The 25,856-nt window shown below is 73.4% G+C and carries 21 protein-coding genes and 1 pseudogene; 16 read left to right on the top strand and 6 right to left on the bottom strand.

Annotated elements, in window-relative coordinates:
- Positions 1-90: 90 nt before the first annotated feature.
- A complete protein-coding gene (locus IEZ03_RS36225; RefSeq protein ID WP_184889654.1) occupies positions 91-1,248 on the top strand; it encodes an LLM class flavin-dependent oxidoreductase in 1,158 nt (385 codons plus the stop codon).
- A gap of 9 nt (positions 1,249-1,257) precedes the next feature.
- Positions 1,258-1,665 (top strand): annotated as a pseudogene (locus tag IEZ03_RS38935) (flavin reductase family protein); the annotation flags it as partial.
- Positions 1,666-1,818: 153 nt separating this feature from the next.
- Here IEZ03_RS38935 and IEZ03_RS36215 read toward each other — a convergent pair.
- From IEZ03_RS36215 to IEZ03_RS36205, 3 genes are read right to left on the bottom strand one after another with little or no spacing between them, the layout of a single operon-like run.
- Complete coding sequence (locus IEZ03_RS36215; RefSeq protein ID WP_184889652.1) at positions 1,819-4,446, bottom strand: NACHT domain-containing protein; 2,628 nt, start codon at positions 4,444-4,446, stop codon at positions 1,819-1,821.
- Complete coding sequence (locus IEZ03_RS36210) at positions 4,443-5,114, bottom strand: hypothetical protein (RefSeq protein ID WP_184889650.1); 672 nt, start codon at positions 5,112-5,114, stop codon at positions 4,443-4,445. The genes IEZ03_RS36215 and IEZ03_RS36210 overlap by 4 nt, the downstream gene beginning before the upstream one ends.
- A 48-nt stretch (positions 5,115-5,162) precedes the next feature.
- Positions 5,163-8,741: an nSTAND1 domain-containing NTPase gene (locus IEZ03_RS36205; RefSeq protein ID WP_184889648.1), complete on the bottom strand. Its 3,579-nt coding sequence runs from the start codon at positions 8,739-8,741 to the stop codon at positions 5,163-5,165.
- A gap of 208 nt (positions 8,742-8,949) precedes the next feature.
- Here IEZ03_RS36205 and IEZ03_RS36200 point away from each other — a divergent pair, with 208 nt between their 5' ends.
- Entirely contained in the window at positions 8,950-9,717 is a 768-nt protein-coding gene (locus tag IEZ03_RS36200; protein ID WP_184889646.1) for an AfsR/SARP family transcriptional regulator, read from the top strand.
- A gap of 113 nt (positions 9,718-9,830) precedes the next feature.
- Positions 9,831-10,505: a YoaK family protein gene (locus IEZ03_RS36195; protein ID WP_184889644.1), complete on the top strand. Its 675-nt coding sequence runs from the start codon at positions 9,831-9,833 to the stop codon at positions 10,503-10,505.
- 34 nt (positions 10,506-10,539) lie between these two features.
- Here IEZ03_RS36195 and IEZ03_RS36190 read toward each other — a convergent pair whose 3' ends face one another.
- Positions 10,540-11,715, bottom strand: coding sequence for an ammonium transporter (locus IEZ03_RS36190; protein WP_246487595.1), 1,176 nt, complete (start codon positions 11,713-11,715; stop codon positions 10,540-10,542).
- Between the two features lie 262 nt (positions 11,716-11,977).
- Here IEZ03_RS36190 and IEZ03_RS36185 point away from each other — a divergent pair, with 262 nt between their 5' ends.
- From IEZ03_RS36185 to IEZ03_RS36140, 10 genes are read left to right on the top strand one after another with little or no spacing between them, the layout of a single operon-like run.
- Positions 11,978-12,961, top strand: coding sequence for an urea transporter (locus tag IEZ03_RS36185; RefSeq protein ID WP_229808799.1), 984 nt, complete (start codon positions 11,978-11,980; stop codon positions 12,959-12,961).
- A gap of 52 nt (positions 12,962-13,013) precedes the next feature.
- The gene (locus IEZ03_RS36180; protein WP_184889636.1) at positions 13,014-13,325 is read left to right on the top strand and encodes an urease subunit gamma; all 312 of its coding nucleotides are present in this window, start codon (positions 13,014-13,016) and stop codon (positions 13,323-13,325) included.
- On the top strand, positions 13,322-14,131 hold the full coding sequence (locus tag IEZ03_RS36175) for a CbiX/SirB N-terminal domain-containing protein (protein ID WP_184889634.1): 810 nt from the start codon (positions 13,322-13,324) through the stop codon (positions 14,129-14,131). The genes IEZ03_RS36180 and IEZ03_RS36175 overlap by 4 nt, the downstream gene beginning before the upstream one ends.
- Entirely contained in the window at positions 14,121-14,588 is a 468-nt protein-coding gene (gene ureB / locus IEZ03_RS38980; RefSeq protein ID WP_221480921.1) for an urease subunit beta, read from the top strand. The genes IEZ03_RS36175 and ureB overlap by 11 nt, the downstream gene beginning before the upstream one ends.
- Positions 14,589-14,593: 5 nt before the next feature.
- The gene (gene ureC / locus IEZ03_RS36165; RefSeq protein WP_184889632.1) at positions 14,594-16,318 is read left to right on the top strand and encodes an urease subunit alpha; all 1,725 of its coding nucleotides are present in this window, start codon (positions 14,594-14,596) and stop codon (positions 16,316-16,318) included.
- On the top strand, positions 16,315-17,019 hold the full coding sequence (locus tag IEZ03_RS36160; protein ID WP_184889631.1) for an urease accessory protein UreF: 705 nt from the start codon (positions 16,315-16,317) through the stop codon (positions 17,017-17,019). The genes ureC and IEZ03_RS36160 overlap by 4 nt, the downstream gene beginning before the upstream one ends.
- Before the next feature lie 23 nt (positions 17,020-17,042).
- Positions 17,043-17,675: an urease accessory protein UreG gene (gene ureG, locus IEZ03_RS36155; RefSeq protein WP_184889630.1), complete on the top strand. Its 633-nt coding sequence runs from the start codon at positions 17,043-17,045 to the stop codon at positions 17,673-17,675.
- Entirely contained in the window at positions 17,672-18,652 is a 981-nt protein-coding gene (locus tag IEZ03_RS36150) for an urease accessory protein UreD (RefSeq protein WP_184889628.1), read from the top strand. Before ureG ends, IEZ03_RS36150 begins: the two co-directional genes overlap by 4 nt.
- Positions 18,649-19,131 carry a fluoride efflux transporter FluC gene (locus IEZ03_RS36145; RefSeq protein WP_221480920.1) on the top strand — a complete coding sequence of 161 codons (483 nt, stop codon included), beginning with the start codon at positions 18,649-18,651 and terminating at the stop codon, positions 19,129-19,131. Before IEZ03_RS36150 ends, IEZ03_RS36145 begins: the two co-directional genes overlap by 4 nt.
- Entirely contained in the window at positions 19,128-19,499 is a 372-nt protein-coding gene (locus tag IEZ03_RS36140; RefSeq protein ID WP_184889626.1) for a fluoride efflux transporter FluC, read from the top strand. Before IEZ03_RS36145 ends, IEZ03_RS36140 begins: the two co-directional genes overlap by 4 nt.
- Here IEZ03_RS36140 and IEZ03_RS36135 read toward each other — a convergent pair.
- Positions 19,492-21,636: an FUSC family protein gene (locus IEZ03_RS36135; protein WP_184889625.1), complete on the bottom strand. Its 2,145-nt coding sequence runs from the start codon at positions 21,634-21,636 to the stop codon at positions 19,492-19,494. The two genes, IEZ03_RS36140 and IEZ03_RS36135, sit on opposite strands and share 8 nt — an antisense overlap.
- 153 nt (positions 21,637-21,789) lie before the next feature.
- Between IEZ03_RS36135 and IEZ03_RS36130 the strand changes: the two genes are divergently transcribed.
- The gene (locus tag IEZ03_RS36130) at positions 21,790-23,355 is read left to right on the top strand and encodes an Nramp family divalent metal transporter (RefSeq protein WP_184889624.1); all 1,566 of its coding nucleotides are present in this window, start codon (positions 21,790-21,792) and stop codon (positions 23,353-23,355) included.
- A gap of 42 nt (positions 23,356-23,397) precedes the next feature.
- Here IEZ03_RS36130 and IEZ03_RS36125 read toward each other — a convergent pair whose 3' ends face one another.
- Positions 23,398-24,189, bottom strand: a complete 792-nt coding sequence (locus IEZ03_RS36125; RefSeq protein WP_184889623.1) for an NUDIX domain-containing protein — start codon at positions 24,187-24,189, stop codon at positions 23,398-23,400.
- Positions 24,190-24,412: 223 nt separating this feature from the next.
- Here IEZ03_RS36125 and IEZ03_RS36120 point away from each other — a divergent pair, with 223 nt between their 5' ends.
- Positions 24,413-25,693 (top strand): CE1 family esterase, encoded by a 1,281-nt coding sequence (locus IEZ03_RS36120; protein WP_184889622.1) that lies wholly within the window; start codon positions 24,413-24,415, stop codon positions 25,691-25,693.
- Positions 25,694-25,856: the final 163 nt, after the last annotated feature.

Here is a 25,856-nt window from a genome sequence, read left to right as displayed (position 1 = left end):
CGGACCGGCTTTCCCTGACCCGCTGCGCGGGGGACCGGATTCCTCCCCGGCCTGAACACCGGAGCATCCTCCGGGAAGCCCGGTGACACGATGACGCTGCGATTCCACTGGTTCCTGCCCACCACCGGCGACGGCCGGTCCCTCGTCGGCGGCGGGCACAGCGTGCCCAAGGGCGTGGCGCTCCCCGCCGAGGACGCCGGCACCGCCGACCGTTTCCGCGAACCCGGCATCGACTACCTCGCCCAGGTCGCGCGCACCGCCGAGCAGCTCGGGTTCGAGGCCGTCCTCACCCCCACGGGCACCTGGTGCGAGGACGCCTGGCTCGTGACCGCGGCGCTCCTCCGCGAGACCCGGCGGCTGAAGTTCCTGGTCGCCTTCCGGCCCGGCCTGCTGTCCCCGACGCTCGCCGCCCAGATGGCCGCGACCTACCAGCGCCTCTCCGGCGGGCGGCTCGCGCTCAACGTCGTCACCGGCGGCGAGGCCGTCGAGCAGCGCCGCTTCGGCGACCACCTCGACCACGACGAGCGGTACGCCCGCACCGACGAGTTCCTGTCGGTGGTGCGGGGCGTCTGGGGCGGCGAGCCGTTCGACTTCACCGGCGAGCACTACCGGGTGGAGGGCGCCACCGTGCGGCAGGCGCCCGACCCCGTCCCGCGGATCTACTTCGGCGGCTCGTCCGGCGCCGCCGGGCCGGTCGCCGCCCGGCACGCCGACGTCTACCTGACCTGGGGCGAGCCGCCCGGCCAGGTCGCCGCCAAGATCGCCCACGTCCGCGAGCTGGCGGGGCGGGAGGGCCGCGGCGTGCGGTTCGGCATCCGGCTGCACACGCTCAGCCGCGACACGTCCGAGCAGGCGTGGGCCGAGGCGGCACGGCTGCTGGACGGCCTCGACCCCGCCGCCGTCGCCCAGGCGCAGCAGGCCCTCGCCGCCAGCGAGTCGGTCGGCCAGCAGCGGATGCGCACCCTGCACCAGCGCTACCGGGACGGCCAGGGCACGGGCGTCCGCGACCTGGAGATCCACCCCAACCTGTGGGCCGGGGTCGGCCTCGTCCGCGGCGGCGCCGGCACCGCCCTGGTCGGCAGCCACACCGAGGTCGCCGACCGGATCGAGGAGTACGCCGCGCTCGGCATCGAGGAGTTCATCCTCTCCGGCTACCCGCACATCGAGGAGGCGTACTGGTTCGGGGAGGGCGTCCTGCCCGAGCTCCGCCGCCGCGGCCAGGTCCCGCACCTGCGGGCCACGGGCTGAGGCACCGCCATGACGATGCTGGAACTCGATCTCCGCCGCGTCTACGGCGCGTACCCGACCGGGGTCGCCGTCGTCGCCGGGCTGGTGGCCGGCGAGCCGGTCGGCATCGCCGCCAGCTCGTTCGTCCCGGTGTCCCTGGACCCGCCGCTGGTGTCGGTGTGCGTGGCGCACTCGTCCACGACCTGGCCGCGGCTGCGCACGGTGCCGCGCATCGGCATCAGCGTGCTGGGCGCGCACCAGGAGGCCGCCGGGCGCCGGCTGGGCGCCCGGACGGGAGACCGCTTCGCCGGCGTCCCGTGGCGCTCGACCGCGAACGGCGGCGTGCTCATCCCCGGCGCCGCGGCCTGGTACGAGTGCGGCGTCGAACGGCACGTCCCGGCCGGAGACCACGACATCGTGATCTTCCGCGTCCACGACCTGGACGTGACGCCGGACGTCGCGCCGCTGGTCTTCCACGCCGGCGGCTTCCACCGGCTCGAACCCCCGCGGCCGCCATGTGACCGCGCCCCCGGCCCACCCGTAAACGGAGGCGCGCGTGGACGGGTGGGCCGGGCGGTGCACGAACGCGGCTCAGCGGCCGCCGGGTGCGCGGCGGTGCGGGCCGGGCGGGGTGAGGTACTCCTGGAGCTCGCGATGGCGGAACTGGTAGGTGGCGCCGCTGACGCGCAGCAGCCGCGCCTCGCACGCCCAGTCGAGGAACGTCCACAGCCGGAGCGGGAGCAGGCCGCGCGCGGCCGCCACGATCAGGCCGAGCATGGTGCGGCACCACGCGACCGCGCCGAACGCCAGGCCGAAGGCCACCCCGCCGGCGAGCGCGCACGCCAGCGACACCCGGACGTCCTGGTTCTGGACGAACACGAGGAACGCGGCGACCCCGCCAGTGAGGCCGAACGCGACGCCGAGCGTGGGGTTGCGGTGGAGGGCCTCGCGCGGGTGCGCCAGTTCCGTCTCCTTGCTCCAGCCACCGGTGGCGATCTTGAAGACGACGCCGAGCGCGAAGGCCAGCGCGAAGGCCCCCGCGACCCCCGCCACCAGGGGGAGCGGCCCAGCGCCGGCGAGCCGCAGCGGCGGCAGGCCGGTCAGCGCCCCGCACAGGCCGAAGCCGAGCAGCGTCACCGGCTCGGCCCGGACCGCCTCGGACACCGTCACCCGCTCGGTGCCCTGCCGCCCGGCGGCGGTCACCCCGATCACCGCGCCGAGCGCCGCGCCCCCGGCCGCGCCCGCGGCGACGGCGAAGACGGGACCGAAGACCTCGCCCCTCGTCAGCAGGAACCCGGCCAGCCCGCCGAGCACGCCGACCGGCCCGGCCGCCAGGACGCCGACGAGACCGCCCATCAGGCGCCGCCTGAGCGGGACGTCGCTCCGCCCGCCGGTGGCGGTCGGCCACGGTGAGAGCGACAGGCCGGTGGCGATGTCCACCCAGGAGACCATGAGCGCGAGCGTGAGCCATGCCCCGACGTCGGGCCCGTCCCGCAGGCTGCCGGGGCGGTCGACGGCAGAGCCCGTCCAGAACGCCAGCATGGCGAGGGTGGCGAGGGCCGCGCCGCACAGGGCGTGCAGCGCCAGGACCCGGCGCCGCCCGCCGAGCGGCCACAGCAGATGGGGGACGATGTCGATCCCCGTCAGCCCCGGCACCGGACGCTTCGTCCCGGCGGCGCAGTCCGCCTGCCAGCGCAGATGCCCGGCCAGGTTCTCCAGCCACGACCGCACCTGCTCGGGGCGGTACGGCGCCCCGTGGGCGGTGCGCGGCGCGAGCCGGGTCGCGGCGGGGACGTAGGCGTCCAGGAGCCGCCGGGCGATCGCGGCGGCGGCCTCGCCGGTGCCGTCGCCGGGCTCGGCGCGGAGCAGCTCGCGCGGGTCGGCGCCGGACTCCACCGCGGTCGCGAGCAGCAGCAGCCGCCACGGGGTCGCGAGGGCGATCTGCACGGCCGTCCCCGGCGGTCCGTCCAGCGCCGCGAGGACGGCGTCGCGGTGCGCCTCGCACGGATCGCCGTCCGGCCAGCGTGCGTGCAGGTACGCGTTGATCTGGTCGCGGGTCAGGTCGCGGAGGTGGATCCGCGTGGCGTCGTCGAGCCCGGCCCGTGCGGCGGCCAGCTCCCGGTGCCGGTCCGAGCGGCAGGTCACCACGACCGGCCCCGGACGGCGTCCGGAAAGGTCGCTGTAGAGGTTCAGCTCGGCCAGCAGGCCGATCGCCCGGCGCGGCGGGCCGGGGGACGGGTCGGGGTCCAGTTCGTCCAGGCCGTCGACCACCGGCAGGACCCGGCGGTCGCGCACCAGCCGCGTGGCGTCCTCGGCCGTGAGCCCGTACTCGTGCACCAGCCGTTCGGCCAGCCAGGTCTCGAACGGGCTGCCCAGCCGCCAGCGGGCCGCGTCCAGGAGCACGGGGACCATCGGCCGGCCGCCGGGGCGGCCGTCCGCCGCCACGATGGGCTCCACCAGCCGCAGCACCAGCTCGATCGCGAGGACGGTCTTCCCCGCGCCCGGGTCGCCCACGACCATCAGCCGCTGCGACGGCAGGCCGGCGAAGAAGCGGTCGATCGGGTGCGGGCCGTCCTCCGTTTCGCCGGGCGCGGCCGTCTCATCAAGCGCGGCCGTCTCATCAAGCGCGGCCGTCTCCTCAAGCGCGGCCGTCTCATCAAGCGCGGCCGTCTCATCATGTCCAGCGGCGTCCGGCCCGAACGAGATCTGCGCGACGGTGTAGCCGCCGAGCAGGCCCTTGCGCGTCCGGTCCTCCTCCCGGGCGACCCGCCGGGCGAGCAGCTCGACGGCCGGATCGGTCTCAGGGGCGCTCTCCGGTGGGGCGGGCACGCCCGGCTCCGGGAGGAGCGCCCGCTCCGCCGCGGGCCGCTGGGGCGGTGCGTCCGGGGCCAGGGCGGTCCTGGCGGATCGCCAGCGTTCCAGTTCCGCGGGGATCAGCTCGTCCGGATGGTCGCCGTAGCGGAGGCAGGCCGTGACGAACGCCTTCACGAAGTCCCACCGGGGGAGCCGGTCGGTCTGCCGCAGCACGTGCGAGGTCGTGCTCTTGGGCAGCGCGTCGACCTTGACCCCGTCCGGGGTGACCGTCTGGCCGCCGAGCGACCGGAGCCTGCTCAGCGGCGGCTCGCCCGCCCACCGCCTGAGCCGGACCAGCGACCCGACGAAGTCGGCGACGGTGTCCGCCTCCAGGGGGTCGGGCCGGTCCGGGCGGCCTCCGGTCACGTGCGGGCCGCCTTCACCAGCGACCACTCGAACCTCGCGCGGCCCCTCCGGGGCCAGCGGCCGTCCCGGCAGGTGCCCGTCAGCGTCTGGACGTGGCGCGACTCCATGAGGAAGTTGCGCGCCTCGTCGGACTCGACCAGTTCCCGCCCCACCGAGATGGGCACGAACCCGTGCCGGGGGATGAAGACCCACCGGCCGCGGTCCCAGTCGTAGGGGTCGAACCAGTGGTGCCGCACCGTGCCGGACACCTGGACCTCAGCCCCCGCCCGGGTAAGGACGAACGAGCCCTGGGAGCGCAGCAGGCTCATCCTGCTGACGTAGAAGAGCTCGGTTCCGATGAACGCGTTGATCGCCGCGTCCCAGTGGTCGCGCAGCCAGGTGGAGGCGCCGTCGTCCAGGAGCCGCGCCTCCCGCGCGAGCTGCTTCTCGAACCGGCGGTGGTTCTTCCGCTCGGCCTTCTTGATCACCTTGAACGAGCGCAGCCACCGCCGCGACAGCGTCCGGGAGGCGCCGGCGCCGTCCATGAAGTGGTCTAGGACGTCGGCCGCCATCGGGTAGGTGTCCCGGCTCTGGGTGACGATCGAGCGGAACAGCGCGGCCAGCTCCGGGACGGGACGGCCCGTCCGGCTCCGGAACCCCCGGATGAATCCTCGAAGGAGCATCGTCACCACGCCCGTCCGTCGGCGGGAGCCTGCCGACCGGGTCGGTGCGCGCGGTCAACCGCATACGCGGCGGAAATCCTCGTGGGGCACATAGCTCTTCCACTCGGCGGGGGTGAGGGAGCGGCCGGCGTTGGCGCAGGCCGCGCCAACAGGATCGGCCGGGCGTGCGACATTCCATAGTCTCGCGGTCCCGTCGCCGCTCACCGACGCCACGGCCGACCCGTCGGGGGCGTAGGCGACGTCGAGCACGGCGCGGGTGTGGCCGGTCAGCGGGGCGCCGATCTGGCGGTGGGTGGCCAGGTCCCACAGCCGGACGGTGTCGTCGTCGGAGCCGCTGGCGAGCGCCGTGTCGTCCGGGCTGAACGCGATCGCGTTGATCGCGCCGGTGTGGCCGGTCAGCGCGGCGCCGAGGGGGCGGCGGCCCGGGACGTCCCACAGCCGCACCGCCTGGTCGTCGGCGGTGACGGCCAGCGTCCGGCCGTCGTGGCTGAACGCGAGGTCGTCGACGAACCCGCCGGTGTGGACGGGCAGCGGCGCCCCGGTCTGCCGGCCGGTGGCCACGTCGAAGAGCCGCACGCGGCGCTCTCCGCCCGCGATGGCCAACGTGGAGCCGTCCGGGCTGAACGCCAGCGCCGAGACGCCCTCGGTGTGGCCGGGGACGCGGATCCGCCGCCCCGTCTCCCGGCGCGCCTCGACGTCCAGGAACAGGACCGACCCGCCATGCTCGACGGCGAGGAGCCGCCCGTCCGGGCTCAGCTCCGCCCTGCCGTGGGGCTTCTCTGTGAAGACGGGGGAGCCGCTCTGCTTCCGGCTCGCCACGTCCCATATCCGTACGGCGTCCGAGTCCGCCGTCAGGAGCGTGCGGCCCGCGGAACCGAAGCGGATCAGGGAGACGGCGCCCGCCGCGGACTCCAGCGGCTCGCCGGCGGGACGTCGCGTGGCCGCGTCCCAGAACCGGACGGCGGGGTCGCTCTCGCTCGGACCGCCGGTGGCCAGGATCCGCCCATCGGGGCTCACCGCCACGGTGGCCGATCCTGCCATCGGCCCACCGATCTGCTGATGCGCGGCCGAGTCCCCCAGTCGCACCACGCCGTCGTCGCCGGCGGCGGCGAAGAGCGCCCCGCGGGGGCTGAACTCCACCGCCCTGACGGCGAAGTCGGTGTCGCGCAGAGGGGCGCCCACCTGCTCGCGGCTGACGGGATCCCAGAGGCGGGTGCTTCCGTCGGCTCCGGCGGTGACGATCCTCGTACCGTCGGGGCTGAAGTCGACTCCGTACAGCGATGCCTTGCTGTCGGACTTCAGCGTTGCTCCATCCTGCCGGGCTTCGGCCACGTCCCACAGCCGGGCGGTGCCGTCCAGGCTCGCAGTGGCGAGGGTCGTGCCGTCCGGGCTGAAGGAGACGTCCGTGACGTTGTCGTCGTGCCCGGTCAGGGAATCACCGACCTGATCGTAGGTCGCTGTGTCCCAGAGCCGCGCGGTGTCGTCCGTGCTCGCGGTGGCCAGGCGCGTCCCGTCCGGGCTGAAGGCCACGGCGTTGACGGAGTGTTGGAGCTTGCGGTCGATGCTGCCCATGACGTCCCCGCGCGGCCGGCGGGTGTTCACGTCCCACAGCTGGACGGTCCCGTAGAGGCTTCCGGCCGCCAGCGTGCCGTCCGGGCCGAACGCGATGGCCGACACGGCACCCTCGCTCCGCAGCGGCGCTCCCACCTCCCGGTGGGTGGCCACGTCCCAGAACCGGACGCTGCCCAGGCACGCCGTGGCCAGCAGCCGGGCGTCGGGGCTGAACGCCACGGGCGGGTCGTTGCCGCATTCGCCCGGCTTGAAGGCGATCGGGGCGCCGAGCTGCCTGCGGGCGGCGGGGTCCCACAGCCGCACGGTCCTGTCGAAGCCGCCGGTCGCGATCATCCGCCCGTCCGGGCTGAACGCCAGCGACCGGACGAAGCCCTCGTGCCCGGCGAGGTGCCCGCGGCCGGTGCGCGCCGCCGTGGCGAGCAGCCGGTGCCGGGCCTCGGCGGTGGGCGCGATCTGCCACGCCGCCACGGCCAGCAGCGCGGAGAGCGCGGGGTCGCCCGCGACCTCGCTCTGCGCCGCGAGCTGCCGCGACAGCGCGAGCCTGCGCTGCTCGCCGGCCTGGTTCGCCGCCCGGACCGCCGCGCCGGCGGCCACGAGGGCGAGGACGGTCAGCACGGCCAGCCCGGAGACGACGAGCCGGCGGCGGCGCCCGGCCCGCCGCGCCGCCGCCGTGGACGCGGCGACGAAGCCCGTCACGGTGGGGCCGGGCGGGGGGAAGCTCGCGGGGTCGCGTTCCCAGCGGGGCCTGCTGTCGTCGAGCGCGAGCAGCCGCGCGCCCCGGTACAGGAACGCTTGATCCCGATGGTTCTCGTCCCACTCGGCGGCGTCCTCGATGAGCCGGTCGTAGACCGCCTGCGCGGTCAGGTCGGGGCCGAGCCACTGCCGGAGCGCCGGCCACGCCGTCAGCAGGACGTCGTGTGCGATCTCGGCGCCGTCCTCGTGCAGGGTGAGCAGGCGCCGGCCGGCGAACGCGGAGAGCAGCGCCGCGACCCGCTCCCGCCGCTCCGCCGTGTCCGCGGACGCGGCGGCGTTCAGCTCGGCCGTCGTCGCCTTGCGCCGCACGATCCGCCCGCCCGGCGTGATCAGGGTCATCCGCCGGTGCAGCCGGAGCGCGGTCTTGCGGTCCGCAGGCGGCAGGCCGTCCAGGACGGCGTCGGCCGTCCGCCGGACGGAGTCGTGGACCCGGCCCGTCTCCTCGTAGCCGCGGATGGTCAGCCGGCCGTCCTCGCGCCTCTCCCAGGTGTTGCGCAGCGCCTGCGAGAGCAGCGGCAGGGCGCCGGCCTCGAACCCGCCGTCGGCGCGCAGCTCGCCGAGGATGGTCTCCACCAGGCCCGGTTCGAGTTCCAGGCCCGCCGCGGCCGCGGGGCCCGTGATGGCCAGCCGGAGGTCGGACTCCGCCATCGGCTCGACGATGACCTGGCCGTCCTGGATGGCCTCGGCGAACTGCGGGTAGGCCGCGCACCGGTCCCAGTAGTCCGCGCGGACGCCGATGACGACCGCCGCGCCGGGCGGGCCCTCCGCCAGGGCGTGCAGCGCCCCGGCGAACGCCTGGCGCTCCGCCTCGTCGGTGACCAGCGTGAACAGCTCCTCGAACTGGTCGACCACCAGGACCATGCGGCCGCCTTCCGCGCGGACGCGGTGCGGCTCCTCCCGCAGCCTCCGGCGGAGTTCTTCGCGGCTCCCCCCGAACTCCCGCGCCCAGGCCGCGGCCAGCGCCTCGAACGGCCGCGCGGTCGGCGTGATCAGCAGGCGCGGCCAGTCCCGCGACCCGGCGACCCGCAGTCTCCCGTCGGCGAGCGCGGGCAGCAGGCCCGCCCGCAGCAGCGACGACTTGCCCACCCCGGAGGCGCCCGAGACCAGCAGGACCGATCCGCGCTCGCCCAGCCGCGGGGCCAGCCGGTCGAGGAGGGCGCGGGTGGTCCGCACGCGTCCGAAGAACAACTCCGACCGCTCGGTCTCGAACGGCGCCAGACCTTGGTACGGGCAGGCGTCCCCGTCCGGCGGCGCGTCGGGCGGTGCGGCGGTCCGCAGTCGGTGGCCGTCCCGCTCCGCGTCGCTCATGGCGTTCATTCTGAACAACCGCGGCCATGGTGATCAACGCGCCGGCGGGTCCCGCGGGCCGGGCGCGGCCCTCACCTGGGCGTCCGATCCCGTACGAATCCGTCCGACCGATTGCCGGAACGCCCGGGACGGGCTTTCGATTGATCCGGCGGGTCCCGCTCGGCCGGCACGAGCGGACAGGGCCCGGCGCACACGTCACGGGGGCGGGATGATGGAGACGACTGAGCTGAGGGTACGGAGCCGGGGGACGCTGTCCGTCCGGCTGCTGGGGCCGCTGGACGTCTCGGTGGACGGCATCCCCATCGTGCTGACGCCGGGCCGGCTGCGGACGCTGCTGGCCGTCCTGGCGCTGTCGGCGGGCCGGGCGGTGTCCATCGAGAGCCTGGCCGCCGTGGTGTGGGCGCGCGACGACCCGCCGCGCAACGTCCGGCGCAGCGTGCAGACCTACATCGCGCGGCTGAGGTGCGCGCTCGGCGACGACGCGATCTGCTCGGGGCCGGCGGGCTACGTCCTCGCCACCGACCCGGAACGCGTCGACGCCCTGATGTTCCTCAGGCTGCTGAGCATGGTCTCCGCCGCCCGGGACCCCGCCACCGAACGGGCGCGGCTCGGGGAGGCCCTGAGCCTGTGGCGCGGCCGCCCGTTCGACGGCGTGCCGTCGCCCTGGCTCGCGGAGTCGAAGGCGCCCTGGCTGGTCGAGCGGTACCTCACCGCGCTCGAATCCCGACTCGACCTCGACATCGCCGCCGGCAGGTACGCGGAACTCGTCGTGGAGTTGAGCGAGCTGACCGCCCGCCACCCGCTGCGCGAGTCGCTGTGGGCGCGGCTGCTCATCGTCCTCGGCCGGTCGGGGCGCCGCGCCGAGGCCCTGGCGCGCTACGAGACCATCCGCACGCGGATAGCCGGAGAGCTCGGCGTGGACCCGGACCCCACCCTGCAGCGCCTCCACGCCGACCTCCTGACGAGGTGCCCATAGCGGCCGATCCGGTCGCCGAGGCGGAAAATGCCGAATTCGGGCAAAGGGGGCACTTACCGAAACGCCGCGCTCCAGTCGGTGAATTAGGCTCCGGGGCCTGCGACAGTATTCGGATGCCCGAAGCGCGCGACCACGGCCCGCTGCCTCTTATTTTGGCACTTCTGACGATATTCACCGGTTTGGTGGACGCCTTTAGCTATATGGAGCTCGGCAGCGTATTCGTCGCGAATATAACGGGCAACATCATCTTTCTCGGGTTCGGGCTCGGTGGCGGCAGAGAGGTGACGGGTTCGGCCCTGGCGACCCTGTTCTTCTGCGCCGGGGCCGTGGTCGGGGGCCGCCTGGCCTTCACGAGGCTGACGCACCGCGGCCTCCTGCTGGGCGTGGCGCTGCTCGTCCAGACGGGGCCGCTCGTCGTCGCGGCCTTGATCGTGGAGAGGTACGGCCATGTCGGGTCGTTCGAGCGGAACGTGCTGATCGCCGTCCTGGCCGCGGCGATGGGGTGGCAGTTCGCGATCGTGCGCCGCGTCGACGTGCCCGATGTCCGGACGGTCGTGGTCACGACCACGCTCACCGCGCTGGTCGCCGACTCCGCGCAGACCAGGGCGCAGATCGTGCGCCGGATCCTGTCGGTCGGCTCCCTGCTGGCAGGGGCGGCGGCGGGTGCGCTGCTAAACCGGGGCATCTCGGTGGTGGCACCGCTGTGGACGGGCGTGGCGCTGCTGCTCCTGATCGCCCTGCTCAGCCTCCACGCCGCACGGCGGGCCGACGCCGGACGATGGGCCTGACCGCCGCGGATCGGCGCGGGCGGCCGCTCCCGGGTCACCCCTCGGCGAAGCCGGCGTCCGAGCCCCGCTCCTGTTCCTCGTCGGTCATCCGCATCCGGAAGAGGCGGTCGATGATCTTGCCGATGGCGAAGGTGACGATGAACGCGTAGAGGCCGACGGCGACCACGGCGACGAACTGCTTGCCCAGCACCGAGGCCGGACCGCCGTAGAACAGGCCGGCCGTTCCCGCGTCCCAGCCGGTGGCCAGGAACCCGAGCGCCAGGACGCCGACGATCCCGCCGGCGCCGTGGATCCCGGTGACGTCGAGCGTGTCGTCGTAGCCCGCGACGAGTTTCAGCTCCACCGCGTACGTGCACACCGCGGCGGCCAGGATCCCGATCACGAGGGCGCCCTCGACGGCGACGAACGCGCACGACGGGGTGATGGCCACGAGCCCGGCGAGCGCCCCGGAGGCCGAGCCGAGCCTGGTCAGGTGCCGGAAGCGCAGCCATTCGATGAGCCGCCACGTCAGCATCCCCGAGCAGCCCGCGAGCATCGTGCTGACGAAGGCGCGGGTCGCGAGCGCGCCGTCGGTCAGCGCCGAACCGGCGTTGAACCCGAACCAGCCGAACCACAGCAGCCCGAGCCCGAGCAGTACGAACGGGATATTGCCCGGCCGCGGGCCCTCCCTCCGCCGGAACGCGACTCCGGGCCCGAGCACCAGCGCCATGGCGAGGCCCGATATGCCGGAGTTCAGCTCGACGACCAGGCCGCCGGCGAAGTCCATCACGCCCCACTTGTTGATCCAGCCGGAACTGGCGAACACCCAGTGCGCGATGGGGAGGTACACGAGCGTCACCCACACGACCACGAAGAGGACCCATGGGCCGAACCGGGCGCGGCCCGCGATCGAGCCGCTGATCAGCGCGACGGTGATGATGGCGAACGTCAGCTGGAAGCAGGCGTAGATCTGCTCCGGGATGCGCCCCTGCAGCGCCTCCGGCGTGATGTTCCCGAGGCGCCAGTCGCCCCAGCCGATGAGCCCGGCGCCCCCGGCGTCCTTCCCGAACGCGATCCCGTAGCCGTAGAGGAACCACAGCACCGTCACCAGGCTGATGCTGATGAAGCTCATGTAGAGCATCGTCAGCATGTTCTTCGAGCGGACCATGCCGCCGTAGAAATAGGCGAGCCCCGGCGTCATGAGGAGCACCATCGCGGTACTCACCATCATCCAGGCGGAATCGCCGGTATTTAGACCGCTCGGCATATTTTGCACCTATCGGTTGATTCTGTGCTACCGAAGTGGGTGGAAGACCCGCCCCTATGCTTCGCTCCCCGCTCGCCGGGCAAACGCGATCTTTTGCGGTTTGGCCCTTTGTTGGGGAACGCAAGAATTTATGCGGCGGTCACCGGGGAACGGGGCCGGTGTCCCTTCCGTACCGCGGACGGATCCGGCGGCCCGCCGGTGGACCCGACCTCCGATGGGAGCATTCTTGGCGCCAGCATCGTCGCCCGGGGACGACCCGCGGGCCGGGGAGCGGACACCGGCGTCACCGGGGCCGGTGGACGCGGCACTCACGATCCCGCGGGGCGTGGCCCAGGTCGACTTCCAGTCCAGTTACTGGACCGGGCTCATCTTCGTCATCGCGCTGTTCGTCGGCGGCTGGCAGTTCGGCGTCTTCGGCCTGCTCGGCACCGTCACGGCCACGCTGACCGCCCACGTGCTCGGGGTCGCCTGGGACCGGGTCTCGATGGGGCTGGAAGGGTTCAACGGGACGCTCATCGGTGTCGGCCTCGTCCTCTACCTGGGCGCGAGCTGGATGACGGCGGCCCTGGTCATCGGCGCCGCGGTGGCAGGCAGCGTCCTCACCTCCGCCCTGAACACCGTGCTGAAGCCGTACGACCTGCCCACCTTCACCGCGCCGTTCTGCGTGGTCACGACCGTGGTGGTGATCGGGGCGCCGGCCTTCGAGCGGGTGTGGTCGGGGGCTCCCGACCTCCCCCCGCCGTCGGCCGCGGACCCGGGCACGGCGATGAGCTGGAGCGACTTCTGGCAGGGGTGGTTCAGCGGGATCGGCCAGGTGTTCTTCCAGGACGAGTGGTACGTGGGCCTGATCTTCCTGGCCGGGCTGGCGGTGGCGAGCCGCCTGGTCGCCGCCGCGGCGCTCGTGTCGAGCCTGATCGGGCTGCTGGTCGGCTGGTGGTTCGGGGCCCAGGCCGCGGACATCGGCGCCGGCCTGTACGGCTACAACGCCGTCCTCACCGGGATCGCGCTGACCGGGACGTTCATCCTGCTCTCCCGGGCGGGAGCCGTCTACGCCGCGATCGGGGCGGCGACCGCGGCCGGCCTGACGGCCGGCCTCAGCGTGCTGTTCGACGTGGTCGGCGGCCACACCCTGACCTGGCCGTTCGTGCTGGTCACCTGGGTGTTCCTGGCCGCCGTCCCGATTTTCTCCAGGATCCGGCGGGCCCCGTGACGGCCGGCCCGCCGTCCCGCGTCCCGGCGGTACCGGGCAGAGAGGAGCACAGATGAACCTGTCACCACGAGAGATCGACAAGCTGCTCATCTTCGTCGTCGCGGAGATGGCCCAGAAGCGCAAGGAGCGCGGGCTCAAGCTGAACCACGGCGAGACGGTGGCGCTGATCAGCTCAGCCATCGTGGAGGCCGCGCGGGACGGCAAGACCGTCGCCGACTGCATGGAGCTGGGCAAGCGGGTCGTCGGGCCGGACGACGTCATGCCCGGCGTGCGCGGGATGCTGAGCCTCATCCAGGTCGAGGCCGCGTTCGACGACGGGACCAAGCTGGTCTCGTGCCACGACCCCGTCGGCGGCGGCAAGTGACCGCAGCCCCTGGCGGGCGCCGCGCGGTGCTGCCGGTCGGCGGGCATGAGAGCGCCGGCGCGGGCGGCGTGCACGGCCCCGGACGGGAGCTGCGGACCGCACTGCGGGACCGGCCGCGCGCCGTCGCGGTGCCGATGACGCTGGGCCGCGACCCCGGTCTCGCGCCCGCCGCGGGGCAGACGCTCGCCTGGGCGGCGCGCGACCGGGCGCCCGGTGACCTGCTGCTCGCGGGGCCGCTGGGCACCGTGACGCATCTGGTCGGGTGGGTCCGGGCGGCGGTCATGCGCGTCCTGCGCGAGGGGGAGTTCGACGGCGCGGTGCTGCTGGTGGCGCCCGCGGCCGATCCCGAGGCGGACGCGGAACTGTTCAAGGTGGCGAGGCTGGTCTGGCGTTATCTGCCGGTGCGCTGGGTCGAGGTCGCCCTCACCGGCGGCGAGCCGGGGGTGGCCGAGGGCGTCGAGCGCTGCCGCCGGCTGGGGGCCGGTGAGGTCGCGCTGGTCCCCGCGTCGCTCGTCCCTCCGCCGGCGTTCCCCGGGACCGTCCCCGCCGCGGGGCCTCTGCTCGGGCGGGCGGCGCTCACGGCGCTGATCCGCGACCGCGCGGCCGAGGCGGAGCGGCGGTGGGACCGCGACGGCGACGACGGTCTCGCCGCGGCCGCGTCCCACGGGCACGGCCACACCCACACGCATGTCCACGACCATGCCGACACCCACGACCACGGCGGAGGACACGAGCGCCGCCGGAATGCCGCTTTTCCTGAAACGACCCAACAAAGGCTGGAGGAGGCGACCGCTCATGGCGGATGACGTCTACATCTTCGGGGACGGTCCGATCGAACTGAACGCCGGGCAGCGCAGGGAGACGCTGACCGTGCACAACACCGGGGACCGGGCCGTCCAGATCGGCTCCCATTTCCACTTCTTCGAGGTCAACCGGGCGCTGAGCTTCGACCGCGAGAAGGCGTTCGGGATGCGGCTCGACATCCCGTCCGGCACCGCCGTCCGCTTCGAGGCGGGCGACACCAAGGAGGTCGGCCTCGTCGAGTACGGCGGCGGGATGCGCATCGTCGGGTTCGGCGGCCTGCTCAACGGGAGCGTCCGGTCCCGGGTGGCGCGGGAGGACGCGTTCACCCGCCTGCACGACCTGGGCTACCTCGACGAGCCCGACGGCCGGGGGGACGGGGCCGGCAACGGTCACCGGGGCGGCGCGAAGCGCCGGGAACGCACGCACGCGGGCTCGTCCCGCTCGAAGAAAAAGGGATGACGACGATGACGACGATGTCGCGCGAGCAGTACGCGAGCATGTACGGGCCCACGGTCGGCGACCGGATCCGCCTCGGTGACACCAACCTGGTCGTGGAGGTGGAGAAGGACTACACCGAGGGCCACTACGGGGACGAGTGCCAGTACGGGGGCGGCAAGACGGCCAGGGACGGGATGTCCGCGGACCCGGCCTCGCTGAACGCGACCACGACCCTCGACACGGTCATCACCAACGCCGTGATCATCGACCCGATGCTGGGCGTCGTCAAAGGCGACATCGGGATCAAGAACGGCCGGATCGCGGGCGTCGGCAAGTCCGGCAACCCGCACACCCAGAACGGCGTGGACCGGCGGCTGATCATCGGACCGGGCACCGAGGTGATCTCCGGGGAGAACCTCATCGCCACCGCGGGCGCGATCGACGCGCACGTCCACTTCATCGCCCCGCAGCAGGCGCAGCACGCGCTCAGCAACGGCATCACCACGCTCCTCGGCGGCGGCACCGGCCCCGCCGACGGCACCCGCGGCACGACCTGCACGCCCGGGCCGTGGAACATCTCCCGCATCCTGCAGGCGTACGAGGACATCCCGGTCAACATCGCCGTCTACGGCAAGGGCAACGGGAGCATGCCCGGCCCCCTGGACGAGCAGCTGAAGGCGGGGGCGGCGGGGCTGAAGGTGCACGAGGACTGGGGGACGACCCCGGCCGTGATCGACTGCGCGCTGCGCGTCGCCGACGACCACGACGTCCAGGTCTCCATCCACACCGACACCCTGAACGAGGCGGGGTTCGTGGAGGACACGATCAGCGCCATCAACGGCCGGGCGATCCACACGTACCACTCCGAGGGCGCCGGCGGCGGCCACGCCCCCGACATCCTGCAGATTACCTCGGAGCCGAACGTGCTGCCGGCGTCGACCAACCCGACGCTGCCCTACACGGTGAACTCGGTGGACGAGCTGCTGGACATGACGATGGTCTGCCACCACCTCAGCTACGACGTCCCCGAGGACGTGTCGTTCGCCGAGAGCCGCGTCCGCGCCGAGACCATCGCGGCGGAGACCGTGCTCCACGACCTCGGCATCATCAGCATCATCAGCTCGGACTCGCAGGCCATGGGCCGGATCGGCGAGTCGGTCACCCGGGCCTTCCAGATCGCCCACCACTGCAAGGACCAGCGCGGCCCGCTGCCCGAGGACTCCTCGCGCAACGACAACCACCGCGTGCTGCGCTTCATGTCCAAGGTCACCATCAACCCGGCCCGCACCTGCGGCATGGCCGACGAGATCGGGTCGCTGGAGGACGGCAAGCTGGCCGACATCGTGCTGTGGCCGGTGCGCTCCTTCGGGGCGAAGCCGTTCATGGTCGTCAAGGGCGGGCTGATCAACTGGGCGCAGATGGGCGACCTGAACGCATCGCTGCCCACCCCGCAGCCGGTCTACCTGCGGCCGACGTACGGGGGGTTCGGCAAGGCGCTGCAGAAGACCTGCGTGACGTTCATGTCGGACGCGGCGATCGCCGAGAAGGTGCCCGAGCGGCTCGAACTGGAGCGGCTCATCCGGCCCGTGCGCCAGTGCCGCACCGTCGACAAGCGGCACATGAAGTACAACTCGACGGTCGCGGAGGTCAAGGTCGACCCGGAGACCTACCGGGTCACCGTGGACGGTGAGCCGGTCTCCATCAAGCCGGCCAGCAGCCTGCCGCTGAACCGGCTGCACTACATCGCATGACGCGTCCGGACACCGGAGGGCTCGAATCGCTGCTGGCGCACCTCCAGCTCACCGACTCGGGTTTTCCGAGCGGGCTCTACACCCTGTCGCACGGTCTTGAGGGGCACGTCCAGCTCGGCCTCGTCGGCGCCGGGAACCTGCGCGACCTGGTGTCGGACCTGGTGCGGGCCGCGGGGACCGCCGACGCGGCGGCGCTGGCGCTGGCGCACCGGGCGGTGGCCGCGGGCGACTGGGGCCGCCTCGCCGAGACCGACCGCAGGCTGCACGCGATCAAGCTGAGCGAGGAGCAGCGCAGGGCGTCGGTGCGGACCGGCCGGCAGGTCCTGGACTCGGCCGGTCCCGCGTTCGGCTCGGCCCCGGCGGCGCGGCTCGCGGAGCTCGTCGCCGCCGGGACGGCGCCCGGCAACCACGCCGTCGTCGTCGGGGCCGTGCACGCGGGGCTGGGGGTTCCCGTGGAGCGCGCCGTCGCGGGCGACCTGTTCGCGTTCGCCGCGAGCTGCTCCGCGGCGGCGGTCCGGCTCGGCCGGATCGACTTCCGGCGGGCGCAGGCGCTGCTGCGCGAGGTCCGGCCCGACCTCGTCCGGGCGGCGGGTGCCGCGCTGGCCGCCCGGGACCCGCGGGACCTGCACGCCACCCTGCCGGCCGCGGACGCGGTCTCCGCCGTGCACGAGCGGGCCGAGGCCCGGCTGTTCATCACCTGACCCGATCAACGCCCGGAGGAAGCATGGAACTGGAACAGGTCTACAAGATCGGCGTCGGCGGCCCGGTGGGGTCGGGCAAGACCGCCCTCATCGAGGCGCTGGTGCCCGTCCTGATCGCCCGGGGGCGCAGCCCCGGCGTCATCACCAACGACATCTACACGCAGGAGGACGCCGAGCAGGTCCGCCGCACGCTGGCGGGGACGCTGGACGCGGAGCGCGTCGTCGGCGTCGAGACCGGGGCGTGCCCGCACACCGCGGTCCGGGACGACCCCACGATGAACCTCGCGGCGGCGGCCGAGCTGCTCGACCGCTTCCCCGACATCGACATGCTGCTGTTCGAGAGCGGCGGCGACAACCTCACGCTCACCTTCAGCCCGGCGCTGGCAGACGTGTACGTGTTCGTCCTGGACACCGCCGAGGGGGAGAAGATGCCCCGCAAGCGCGGGCCGGGCACCACCGACTCCGACCTGCTGGTCATCAACAAGATCGACATCGCGCCGTACGTGCGGACCGACCTGTCGGTGATGGAGCGGGACGCGCGCATGGTGCGGGGGACGGGGCCGGTCGTGCTGACCGACTGCCTCACCGGAACGGGCGTCACCGAGGTCGCGGACTTCGTCCTCGAACGCCGGGAGGCGTTGTGCTCACCCGCGTGACCGCCCCGCCGGACACGCCGTCCGGGCCGGGCGCCGCCCCGGCCCGGACGGCGCCCGAGCGCTGCGCCCCCGGGTGGCTTCCCGCCGAGGTGTCGCGCCACCGGGCCGTGCCCGACACCCTGCCCGTCGGGTCCCCGGGCAAGGTCGGGGTCCTGGAGCTGGGGTTCGGGGCGTCCGGCGGCCGGACCGAGCTGACGTCCCACTTCCAGAAGGCGCCGCTGCACATCACCCGTCCCCTGTATCCGGACGCCGGCCTGCGCGGCATGCCGTACGTGATGTTCATGTCGTCCGGCGGGGGCGTCCTCCAGGGGGACCGGTACCGGATCGAACTCGACTGCGGGCCCGGGACGTCCGTCCACTTCGGCACCCAGACCGCCACGCGGCTCTACCGGATGGAACACGACTACGCCACGCAGACCGTCGAGCTGAGGGCCGCGCCCGGCAGCTACGTCGAGTACCTCCCCGAGACCACGATCCCGTTCGGGGATTCGCGCTTCTACCAGCGGACGGCCGTCACCGCCGCACCGGACGCGACCGTGGTACTGGGGGAGAAGCTGATGGCGGGACGACTCGCCCGCGACGAAAGGCACGCCTACACCGCCTACTGCGCGGACCTGGAGGTTCAGGACGCGGAGAGCAGGCTGCTGTTCGCCGATCCCATCAGGCTCGTCCCAGAGGAACACGACGTGAAAGGCCCAGCGGTCATGGGCGACCACGGGCTCATAGCGTCCTTGTATGTCGTCACCAGCGCGAAGCCTGCGCAGGATGTGGCCGACGCTATGCACGAGACCATCAGCGGTACGGGTCTGCAGGGCGGCGCGAGCCTCCTGCCAGGCGACTGCGGAGCGTGGGCCCGGATCCTCGGTGACCGCTCCCCGGAGGTGGAGGCCGCGTTCCACCGGACGTGGGACGCCGTCCGCCGGCTACTGCTGGGCGTGCCGGCGGTCGGCCGGTGCGGGCGGCAGGCGCTGCCGTGATAGGCCGCCTGCACCACCGCGAGCGAGCGGAGGCCGTCGCGCTCCACCCGCACCGGGGCAAGGCGCCGCCGCCCGGCTTGAAACCACGGGTCATCGCGGAGGTCGCGATGGGCGGCGCCCTCGGCGCGCTCGCCCGGCATGGCCTGACCCAGGCGATTCCGGCATCGGCGACGGGGTTCCCGTGGAACACCTTCACCGTCAACATGCTCGGCTGCCTCGCCATGGGCGTGCTGACCTCGTACCTGCTCGGCGGCCGCCCGCACCCGTGGGTGCGGCCGCTGGCCGTGACCGGCTACCTCGGCGGCTTCACCACGTTCTCGCACCTCATGGACGGCGTCTACACGCTGGGCGACCACGGCAGGCCGGCCCTGAGCGTCGCTTACCCGGTCGCCAGCGTGGTGCTCGGCTGGGCCGCGATCGCCGTGGGCCTGGTCCTAGGCCGCCGGATCCCGCGCCACGGCTCCCGGGAGGCGGGATGACGACGCTCGTCGTGGCGGTGCTGGTCCTCGCGGGCGGCGCCGTGGGGGCCGTTACCCGCTATGTGCTGGACGGCTATGTGAAGTCGGTCGCGGGCAAATCCCTCCCCTGGGGCACGTTCAGCGTCAACATGCTCGGTACCGCGGTTCTGGGCGGATTCCACGGGGCGGCCAGCGGAACCTACGTCGAGGCCCTGATGGGCACCGGCCTGGCCGGGGCGCTGACCACGTTCAGCACCTTCGAGCTCGACACCGTCCATCTCTTCCAGGACGGCAAGTACGGCAGGGCCGCCGTCAACGTCCTCGGCACCCTCCTCCTGGGATTCGGCGTGTTCATCGCCTTCCACGCGTTCCTCCGAGAACTCACCTGACGAGGACCACTTCCGGGGCGGCCAGCTCGTTGACGTCATCGACGAGGGCGCCGAGCGTGTGCGGGACCACGGCGAGCCGGCGCAGCTCCTCCCCGCGGCCCCGGCGGGTCAGCGACGCGATCCGCTCGTCCAGGGCGGCGAACTCGCCGGCCAGGTCGAGCGGGCTCCCGGCCGGGCCGTCCGGCGCGCGGCCCCCGGTCGCGGCGGCGCGCTCGATGCCGTCGGCGGCGCGGTCGAGGATGCGGGCGGCGGGGACGTCCCCGCCGAGGGGCTCCACGCCCGCCACCGCGACCAGGTGATCACGCAGATGCTCGGAGGCCCGGACGACCGCGTCCAGGCGGTCGAGCCGACCGGGATCGGGGGACGGCTCGTCCGCCAGCCGGGAGCGCAGGTCCGCGGCGCCGTCGATGGCCGCCGCCACGGCGACGAGCCGGTCGTGCGGCAGCCGGTCCGTCTGCCCGCCGGCCACCGCCGCGGCGGCACGGGCCAGTTCCGCGTCCGCCGACAGCAGCTCGGCGATCCGGGCGGGAACCTCCTGCGCCGCGCCCCTCGGCCACAGCAGCCGCGCCCCCAGCACCGCGATCGCGCCGCCCGCCGCGACCATGGCGATGCGCTGCAGGGCCACGTCCCAGCTGGACAGCCGGCTGAGATCCATCAGCATCATGATCAGCGGTGTGCTGCACACGGACCAGAGCGCGTAGCTCACCGACCGGACGGCGAAGCCCGCGGCGGCGAACACCGTCATGAGCGCGACGATGTGCGGCGGGCCGGGGGCCAGCGCCAGCAGGACCGCCGCGACCGCGGCTCCCGCGGCCCCGCCGCCGACCCGCTGCTCCACCCGGGTGAGCGTCTGCCGGAACGTGTCGCGGAGGCTGAGCAGCACCGTCACCGGCAGCCACTGCCCGTGCTGGAGGCGGAGCGCCGCGGAGACGGAGGCCGCCAGGGTCACCAGGACGGCGACGCGCGCGGTGTGCCGGAACAGCGCGGACCTGCCCCGCACCGCTCCGCCGAGCTTCGCCGCCCACCCGTCCGGCCGCACCCTCGGCCGGTGCGGACGGGCGCGGAGACCCAGCCGCAACCCGTCGCCCAGGATGTGCCAGGCGGAGTCCAGGGTGCTGTCGAGCCGGTGGATCGACCGGCCGACCTGCCCGGCCATCGCCGCCTCCACCGCTCCCGCACTGCCGTCCCGGCCGGGCACGTCCAGGGAGGGGAGTGCGCGCACCACCGCTCGGTCTCCCCGCTCCGCTCCGGGACGGGTCCTTGCCAGCGCCTCGGCCAGCAGCCGCGTCCGCTCCGCCAGCCCGGCGACCGCCTCCTCCGCGCCGGACCGCCACCCGCCCGGGACGCTCTCGGGCACGCGGCCCTGGGCGGTGAGCGCCGCCATCTGCGCATGCAGGCCGACGGTCGTCCAGAGCAGGCGGTGGAAGGCGTCGATGAGCCGCTTCGGCTGCGTGCTGCGCTGGTCTTCCTCTTCCCCGCTCAGGTAGAGGCGGGCGGTGGTCGACGCGTCCCGCAGGGCCGCGACCGCCCGCTTGTGACGGTGATCCCAGGCGGAGACCCGCTCGTCCGTCCGCGAGGGGTTCTCGAGTTCACCGCCCACGAAGTCCAGCAGCGCGGCGATCGCGTCGGCCGCGGCGCCCAGCGACCTGCCCAGCGGACGCAGCCGCCGGGCAGGCCACGGAACCAGCAGCAGCGCCGACAGCCACAGCCCGCCCAGGGCCATGAGCGCCATGTTCTCCAGCGGATGGCCCGGCGGCGGGCGGACCGCGGTGAGCAGCACGGCCAGCACCGCCGTCGGCCGCATCCACGACAGCGACACGGCCGCGGGGACGATCACCGCGATCGCCGCGACCACCGCCCAGCGGTGACCGGCCAGCAGCCCCCCGAGCGCACCGCCGATCGCGATGACCGCGACGGAGGTGCCCAGCGACCGGGCGCGGGCCCCGTACGGGCCGGTGGGCGCGGTGAAGGCCAGCAGGAAGGCGCCGATCCCCGCGAGCGTCGCCTGATCCAGCCGCCCGGTCACGAGACCGGCCAGCAGCGGCGCCCCGATCCCGAGGGCGGCCGCGAGCCCGTAGAAGGGCGCCGCCTCTTCCCTGATCCGCGTGAGCAGCCCGCCCATCCGCCCGGCGATCACGAGAGGTACCTACCGGCCTCCCGCCGCTCCAACCGCCCCGGACCCTAAACTCTCGGCACCCGCCGCAGAGGGGTCTTGCCGAAGCCGCCTTGCGGGCGGATCATGCAGGCAGCCGAGGAAGAGTCGGGGGCATGTTCCGCCGGGAGGCGCCCCATGAGCGAAACCCCCGAACCCACCGGCAAGGGTCCCGAAGACCAGGGCAGGGCACCCGTGGAAGGGACGGCGGAGGCCGCCGTCACCGGGACGTACGCGCTGGGGGTGAGCCGCCCCGACCTGCCGGTCACCGACCTGCCCACCCCGGAGGAGGTCTTCGGCGTCCGGCGGATCGGCCCCAAGGAGCTGGTCAAGTACGCGCTCGGCCCGAGCCTGATCGCGCTCGGCATCTCCATCGGCAGCGGCGAGTGGCTGCTTGGCCCGCAGGCCGTCGGCCAGTTCGGGTTCGAGGGCGTCGGCTGGATCATCCTCGTCTCGGCGCTCCTCCAGACCCTCTACAACATCGAGTGCTCGCGGTACGTGGTCGCGACCGGCGAGGCGCCGGTGGTGGGCTGGGGACGCGTCCCGCCCGGCTGGTTCCTGTGGGTGCCGATCTCGGTGTTCCTCATCCTGTTCGCGTTCATCGCCGGCGGCTGGGCCGCCTCCGCGGGGGAGGGGCTGTACGCCCTCGTCCACGCCGAGCTCCCGCCCGACGACGCCGAGGAACCGCGGCTCTGGGCGATCGCGCTGCTGGTCGTGGTGTTCCTGATGGCCGCCGCGGCCCGCCGCGTCTCCCGCACGCTGGAACTGGCCAACTGGGTCATGATCAGCATCATCCTGATCACGCTGCTCGTGCTGTGCGTCTTCCTGGTGCCGTTCGGCATCTGGTGGGACGGCATCACCGGCTTCGTCACCCCCGCCGCACCGCCGGAGGGCATCACCGCCACCCAGATCGGCGGGCTCGCCGGGTTCACCGCGCTGGCGTCCGGCCTCAACTGGTACGTGATGGGCCACTACCGGGACAAGGGCTACGGGATGGGGCACCGCGTCGGCTTCATCGCGGGCCTGCGCGGCCGCCGCGTCGAGATGCTGCCCAGCGGCGTGACGTTCCCCGACGACGAGAAGAACCGGGGCCTGTGGAAGCGCTGGTACCGGCTGCTGCTCACCGACATGTGGGCCGTCTTCTTCGCCGGCGCGATCATCGGCATGCTGCTGCCGACGATCCTGATGGCCCACGCGGTCGAGATCTCCGGCCAGGAGGTCACCCAGGAGAACGTGCCGACCTTCGTCGCCGGCGCCCTGGACGCCGAGTACGGCCGCTGGCTGTTCTACATCGCGCTGATCCTGGGCGTGCTGATCCTGTTCACCACCCAGCTCGGCATCTTCGAGGCGATGGTCCGCGTCACCACCGACGCCGCGCACGCCACCAGCCCCCGCCTGCGCACCCTCCTCGAAGGTGACCCGCGGCGCTTCTACTACCCGTTCATGCTGCTGCTACTGGTGATCATCGGCGTCATCCTGCACCTCGCGCTGCCGGTCAGCCTGGTGCAGTGGTCGGCGAACATGTCCAACCTGGGCGCGCTGCTCTTCCCGTTCATGCTCATGTACCTGAACAGCAGACTCCCGCGCCCGGCCCGTCCCCGCCCCTGGCACTACGTCATCCTGCTGCTGAACTTCCTGTTCTTCGGCTTCTTCTTCCTCAACTTCATAGCCGACTTCATAGGCGACCCCCTCGTCACCTTCTGACCCGAACCACCGCAGACCCCGCCCGCCCACCCGGGCGGGCGGCTACCCCCAGCCGTGGACGGTGAAGGGTTCGCCGCGGGTTATCGCGGCGAGGACCAGGGCGCAGTGGGGGATCACGTCGTCGGGCGGGGACGCCGGGTCGATCCACAGGGCCTCGGACGCCTTGTCCGGTTCGGCGGCGTGCGGCTCGCCCTCCCAGTGGTCGAAGCGGAACCAGAAGTCGCTGATCGCGTGGCAGGGGCCGGGCAGTGTCCGGGCGGTCCGGTGCATGACGTGGACGAACTGTGCGTCCTCCCGCCGCAGCCGGACCCCGGCCTCTTCCGCGGCCTCGCGAATGGCGGCCGTGAGAACGTCCTCGCCGGGCTCGATCCGTCCCGCCGGCGGGGCGAGCCACCCGTCGCGGTACCCGGTGCCGGCGCGGCGCAGCATCATGACCTTGCCGTCCTCGCGCCGCAGCAGCACATGGGGCGCGACGAAGGAGCCGTACCAGCCGCCGGACGGCGGGTCCGCGACCTCCCGGCCCGACACGAACCCGAGCCTTCCGGCCATGTGCCGTTCGGCCTGCTCGGTCCCGCCCGCGAGATCGAGCATGGGCGCCGCCGCGGCCAGCATCACGTCGGTCAGTTCGTCGAGGACGTCGAACCGGTCCTTGTGGACGCCCTTGCGCGGGTTCCCGCCGGTCATCCCGAGGTAGGCCTCGGCGACCTCACCGACCTCCTCGGCGATCTTCAACACCAGCGTCTGCGTCGTCACGTCGGCCAGGTAGCCGTGCCGGATGCGGGCGGCATCGTCCCAGAAACCACGGCAGGGCTCAGCACTCTCGAAGTCGGCCACCAACCGACCCTAAAGCCCGCAACGGCACCCGACCCCGTTTTCTCGAACCTCTGGTCGAGGCGTCGGACGGGGAGGAACTCGGCACTCCTGGATCTACCTCGGCTTATGGGGGTTGTTTGTGCGGGTGGGCTAAAAAGTGGCCGGCGGATGCTCTGTTGCGGGCATTGGCGGCGGCTCGGGCGGGGCTTACTGTGGCGCGACCCGGGTTCGCAGGAGGCCTGCCGTGGTCCACCGCCTTTCTCAGTTCTCGCGCGGCCTTACCGCCGCCTGCCTCGCGGGGGCGGCGCTGAGCGTCGTGCCCGCCGGGGCCGCTCACGCCGCTCCGCTCGCCGAAGACCGGGTCACGGTCGCCGTGGCCGGTTCGCCTGCCTACGACCTGGCGGGAGAACTGTCCTCAGGTGCCATTGCCGTCCTCGACAACGTCGCCACGTACGAGACCGACAAAATCCAGGGAACCGGCACGCTCCCCGGTGCCAACGGCGGGACGGCGAACGTCTCTTTCCAGATCGCCCGCAACCTCTTCGGGCTGAAAGGCGACTTCACCCTCAAGGACCCCGGTGCGGACGTGGAGATCTCCGCCAAGATCAACGGCGGGGTCGCGGTCCCGGGCCAGGCGACGGTGAAGTGGGAGGGGAACGGCACGGTCCGGCGCGGTGGCTCCTCCGCCACCCGGCCGGTCACGTTCACGGTCGAGGACCGGCGGCCCGACCCGGGTGACCACGCCATCCGCATCACCCACGCCGGGCAGGCCAGGAACGCCATCCTCCGCCTGCCCGACGACTACGACGGCACCCCGCGGCCGGTGCTGTTCCACTTCCCCGGGCTGCTGGAGTCGCCCGGTGCCGCCGAGTACTTCGGCCGCATGGCCGACTACGCGCAGACCCGCGGCTTCATCATGATCACGCCGGAGCACCACGGCATCGGCTGGACGGGCGTCCCGGGCGGGGCGTCCTCCGCCGACGTGGACGACCCCGGCTTCGTCGACCGGCTCCAGGACATCCTCGTCGAGCGCTTCAACGCCGATCCCAGCCGCCTGTACGCCTCGGGCATGAGCAACGGCGGCTTCTTCACCCACCGGATGGCCTGCGAGAACGACCGGTTCGCCGCCTACGCCGCCGTCGCCGGCCAGCTGACCGGCACCGCGACGTGCAGCCCGGGACGGCGTGTCCCGATCCTCATGATCCACGGCGACGGCGACTTCGTCGTTCCCTACTCGACGGTGCAGCCGGCGCTCGACTTCTGGACGCGGCACAACGCCTGCGGCACCAGGGCCGTCGCCACGCGGCTGCCCGACATCGCCCCCGACGACAACACCACCGTCGTCCGCCACGACCACCCGGACTGCGCGGCCGACGGGCCCGTGATCCTCTACCAGGTCGAGGGCGGCGGCCACAACTGGCCCGGCGGCATCCCGTTCCTCGGCCCGTTCCTGGGCGGGACGACCTACGACATCGAAGCCAACACCGTGATCTGGGACTTCGTCTCGCAGTACCGCCTCCCCTGAGGGACGCTCAGGACGTCGCGCGCCGCCGCACGTGCAGCATGCGGAAGACGGTCGCGGTGAGATGGCGGCGCAGCGTCTCGTCGTCCAGGCCGGCCAGCCGCGGGTCCAGGCCGGCGACCATCAGGGCGCCGCTGACCATGGCGCTGTTCACCAGCGTCTCGGC

It is taken from the genome of Actinomadura livida, from assembly GCF_014648675.1.
GTDB classification, from domain to species: Bacteria; Actinomycetota; Actinomycetes; order Streptosporangiales; family Streptosporangiaceae; genus Spirillospora; species Spirillospora livida.
The sequence above is the reverse complement of the archived record's forward strand: the minus strand, read 5'-3'. Positions and strand labels throughout refer to the sequence as shown.

Excerpts from the sequence above, each read along its gene's own strand:
- IEZ03_RS36225 (WP_184889654.1), top strand. The coding sequence starts at position 91 with ATGACGCTGCGATTCCACTGGTTCCTGCCCACCACCGGCGACGGCCGG.
- IEZ03_RS36205 (WP_184889648.1), bottom strand. The coding sequence starts at position 8,741 with ATGAGCGACGCGGAGCGGGACGGCCACCGACTGCGGACCGCCGCACCG.
- IEZ03_RS36200 (WP_184889646.1), top strand. The coding sequence starts at position 8,950 with ATGATGGAGACGACTGAGCTGAGGGTACGGAGCCGGGGGACGCTGTCC.
- IEZ03_RS36195 (WP_184889644.1), top strand. The coding sequence starts at position 9,831 with ATGCCCGAAGCGCGCGACCACGGCCCGCTGCCTCTTATTTTGGCACTT.
- IEZ03_RS36190 (WP_246487595.1), bottom strand. The coding sequence starts at position 11,715 with ATGATGGTGAGTACCGCGATGGTGCTCCTCATGACGCCGGGGCTCGCC.
- IEZ03_RS36180 (WP_184889636.1), top strand. The coding sequence starts at position 13,014 with ATGAACCTGTCACCACGAGAGATCGACAAGCTGCTCATCTTCGTCGTC.
- ureB (WP_221480921.1), top strand. The coding sequence starts at position 14,121 with ATGGCGGATGACGTCTACATCTTCGGGGACGGTCCGATCGAACTGAAC.
- ureC (WP_184889632.1), top strand. The coding sequence starts at position 14,594 with ATGACGACGATGTCGCGCGAGCAGTACGCGAGCATGTACGGGCCCACG.
- IEZ03_RS36160 (WP_184889631.1), top strand. The coding sequence starts at position 16,315 with ATGACGCGTCCGGACACCGGAGGGCTCGAATCGCTGCTGGCGCACCTC.
- ureG (WP_184889630.1), top strand. The coding sequence starts at position 17,043 with ATGGAACTGGAACAGGTCTACAAGATCGGCGTCGGCGGCCCGGTGGGG.
- IEZ03_RS36140 (WP_184889626.1), top strand. The coding sequence starts at position 19,128 with ATGACGACGCTCGTCGTGGCGGTGCTGGTCCTCGCGGGCGGCGCCGTG.
- IEZ03_RS36130 (WP_184889624.1), top strand. The coding sequence starts at position 21,790 with ATGAGCGAAACCCCCGAACCCACCGGCAAGGGTCCCGAAGACCAGGGC.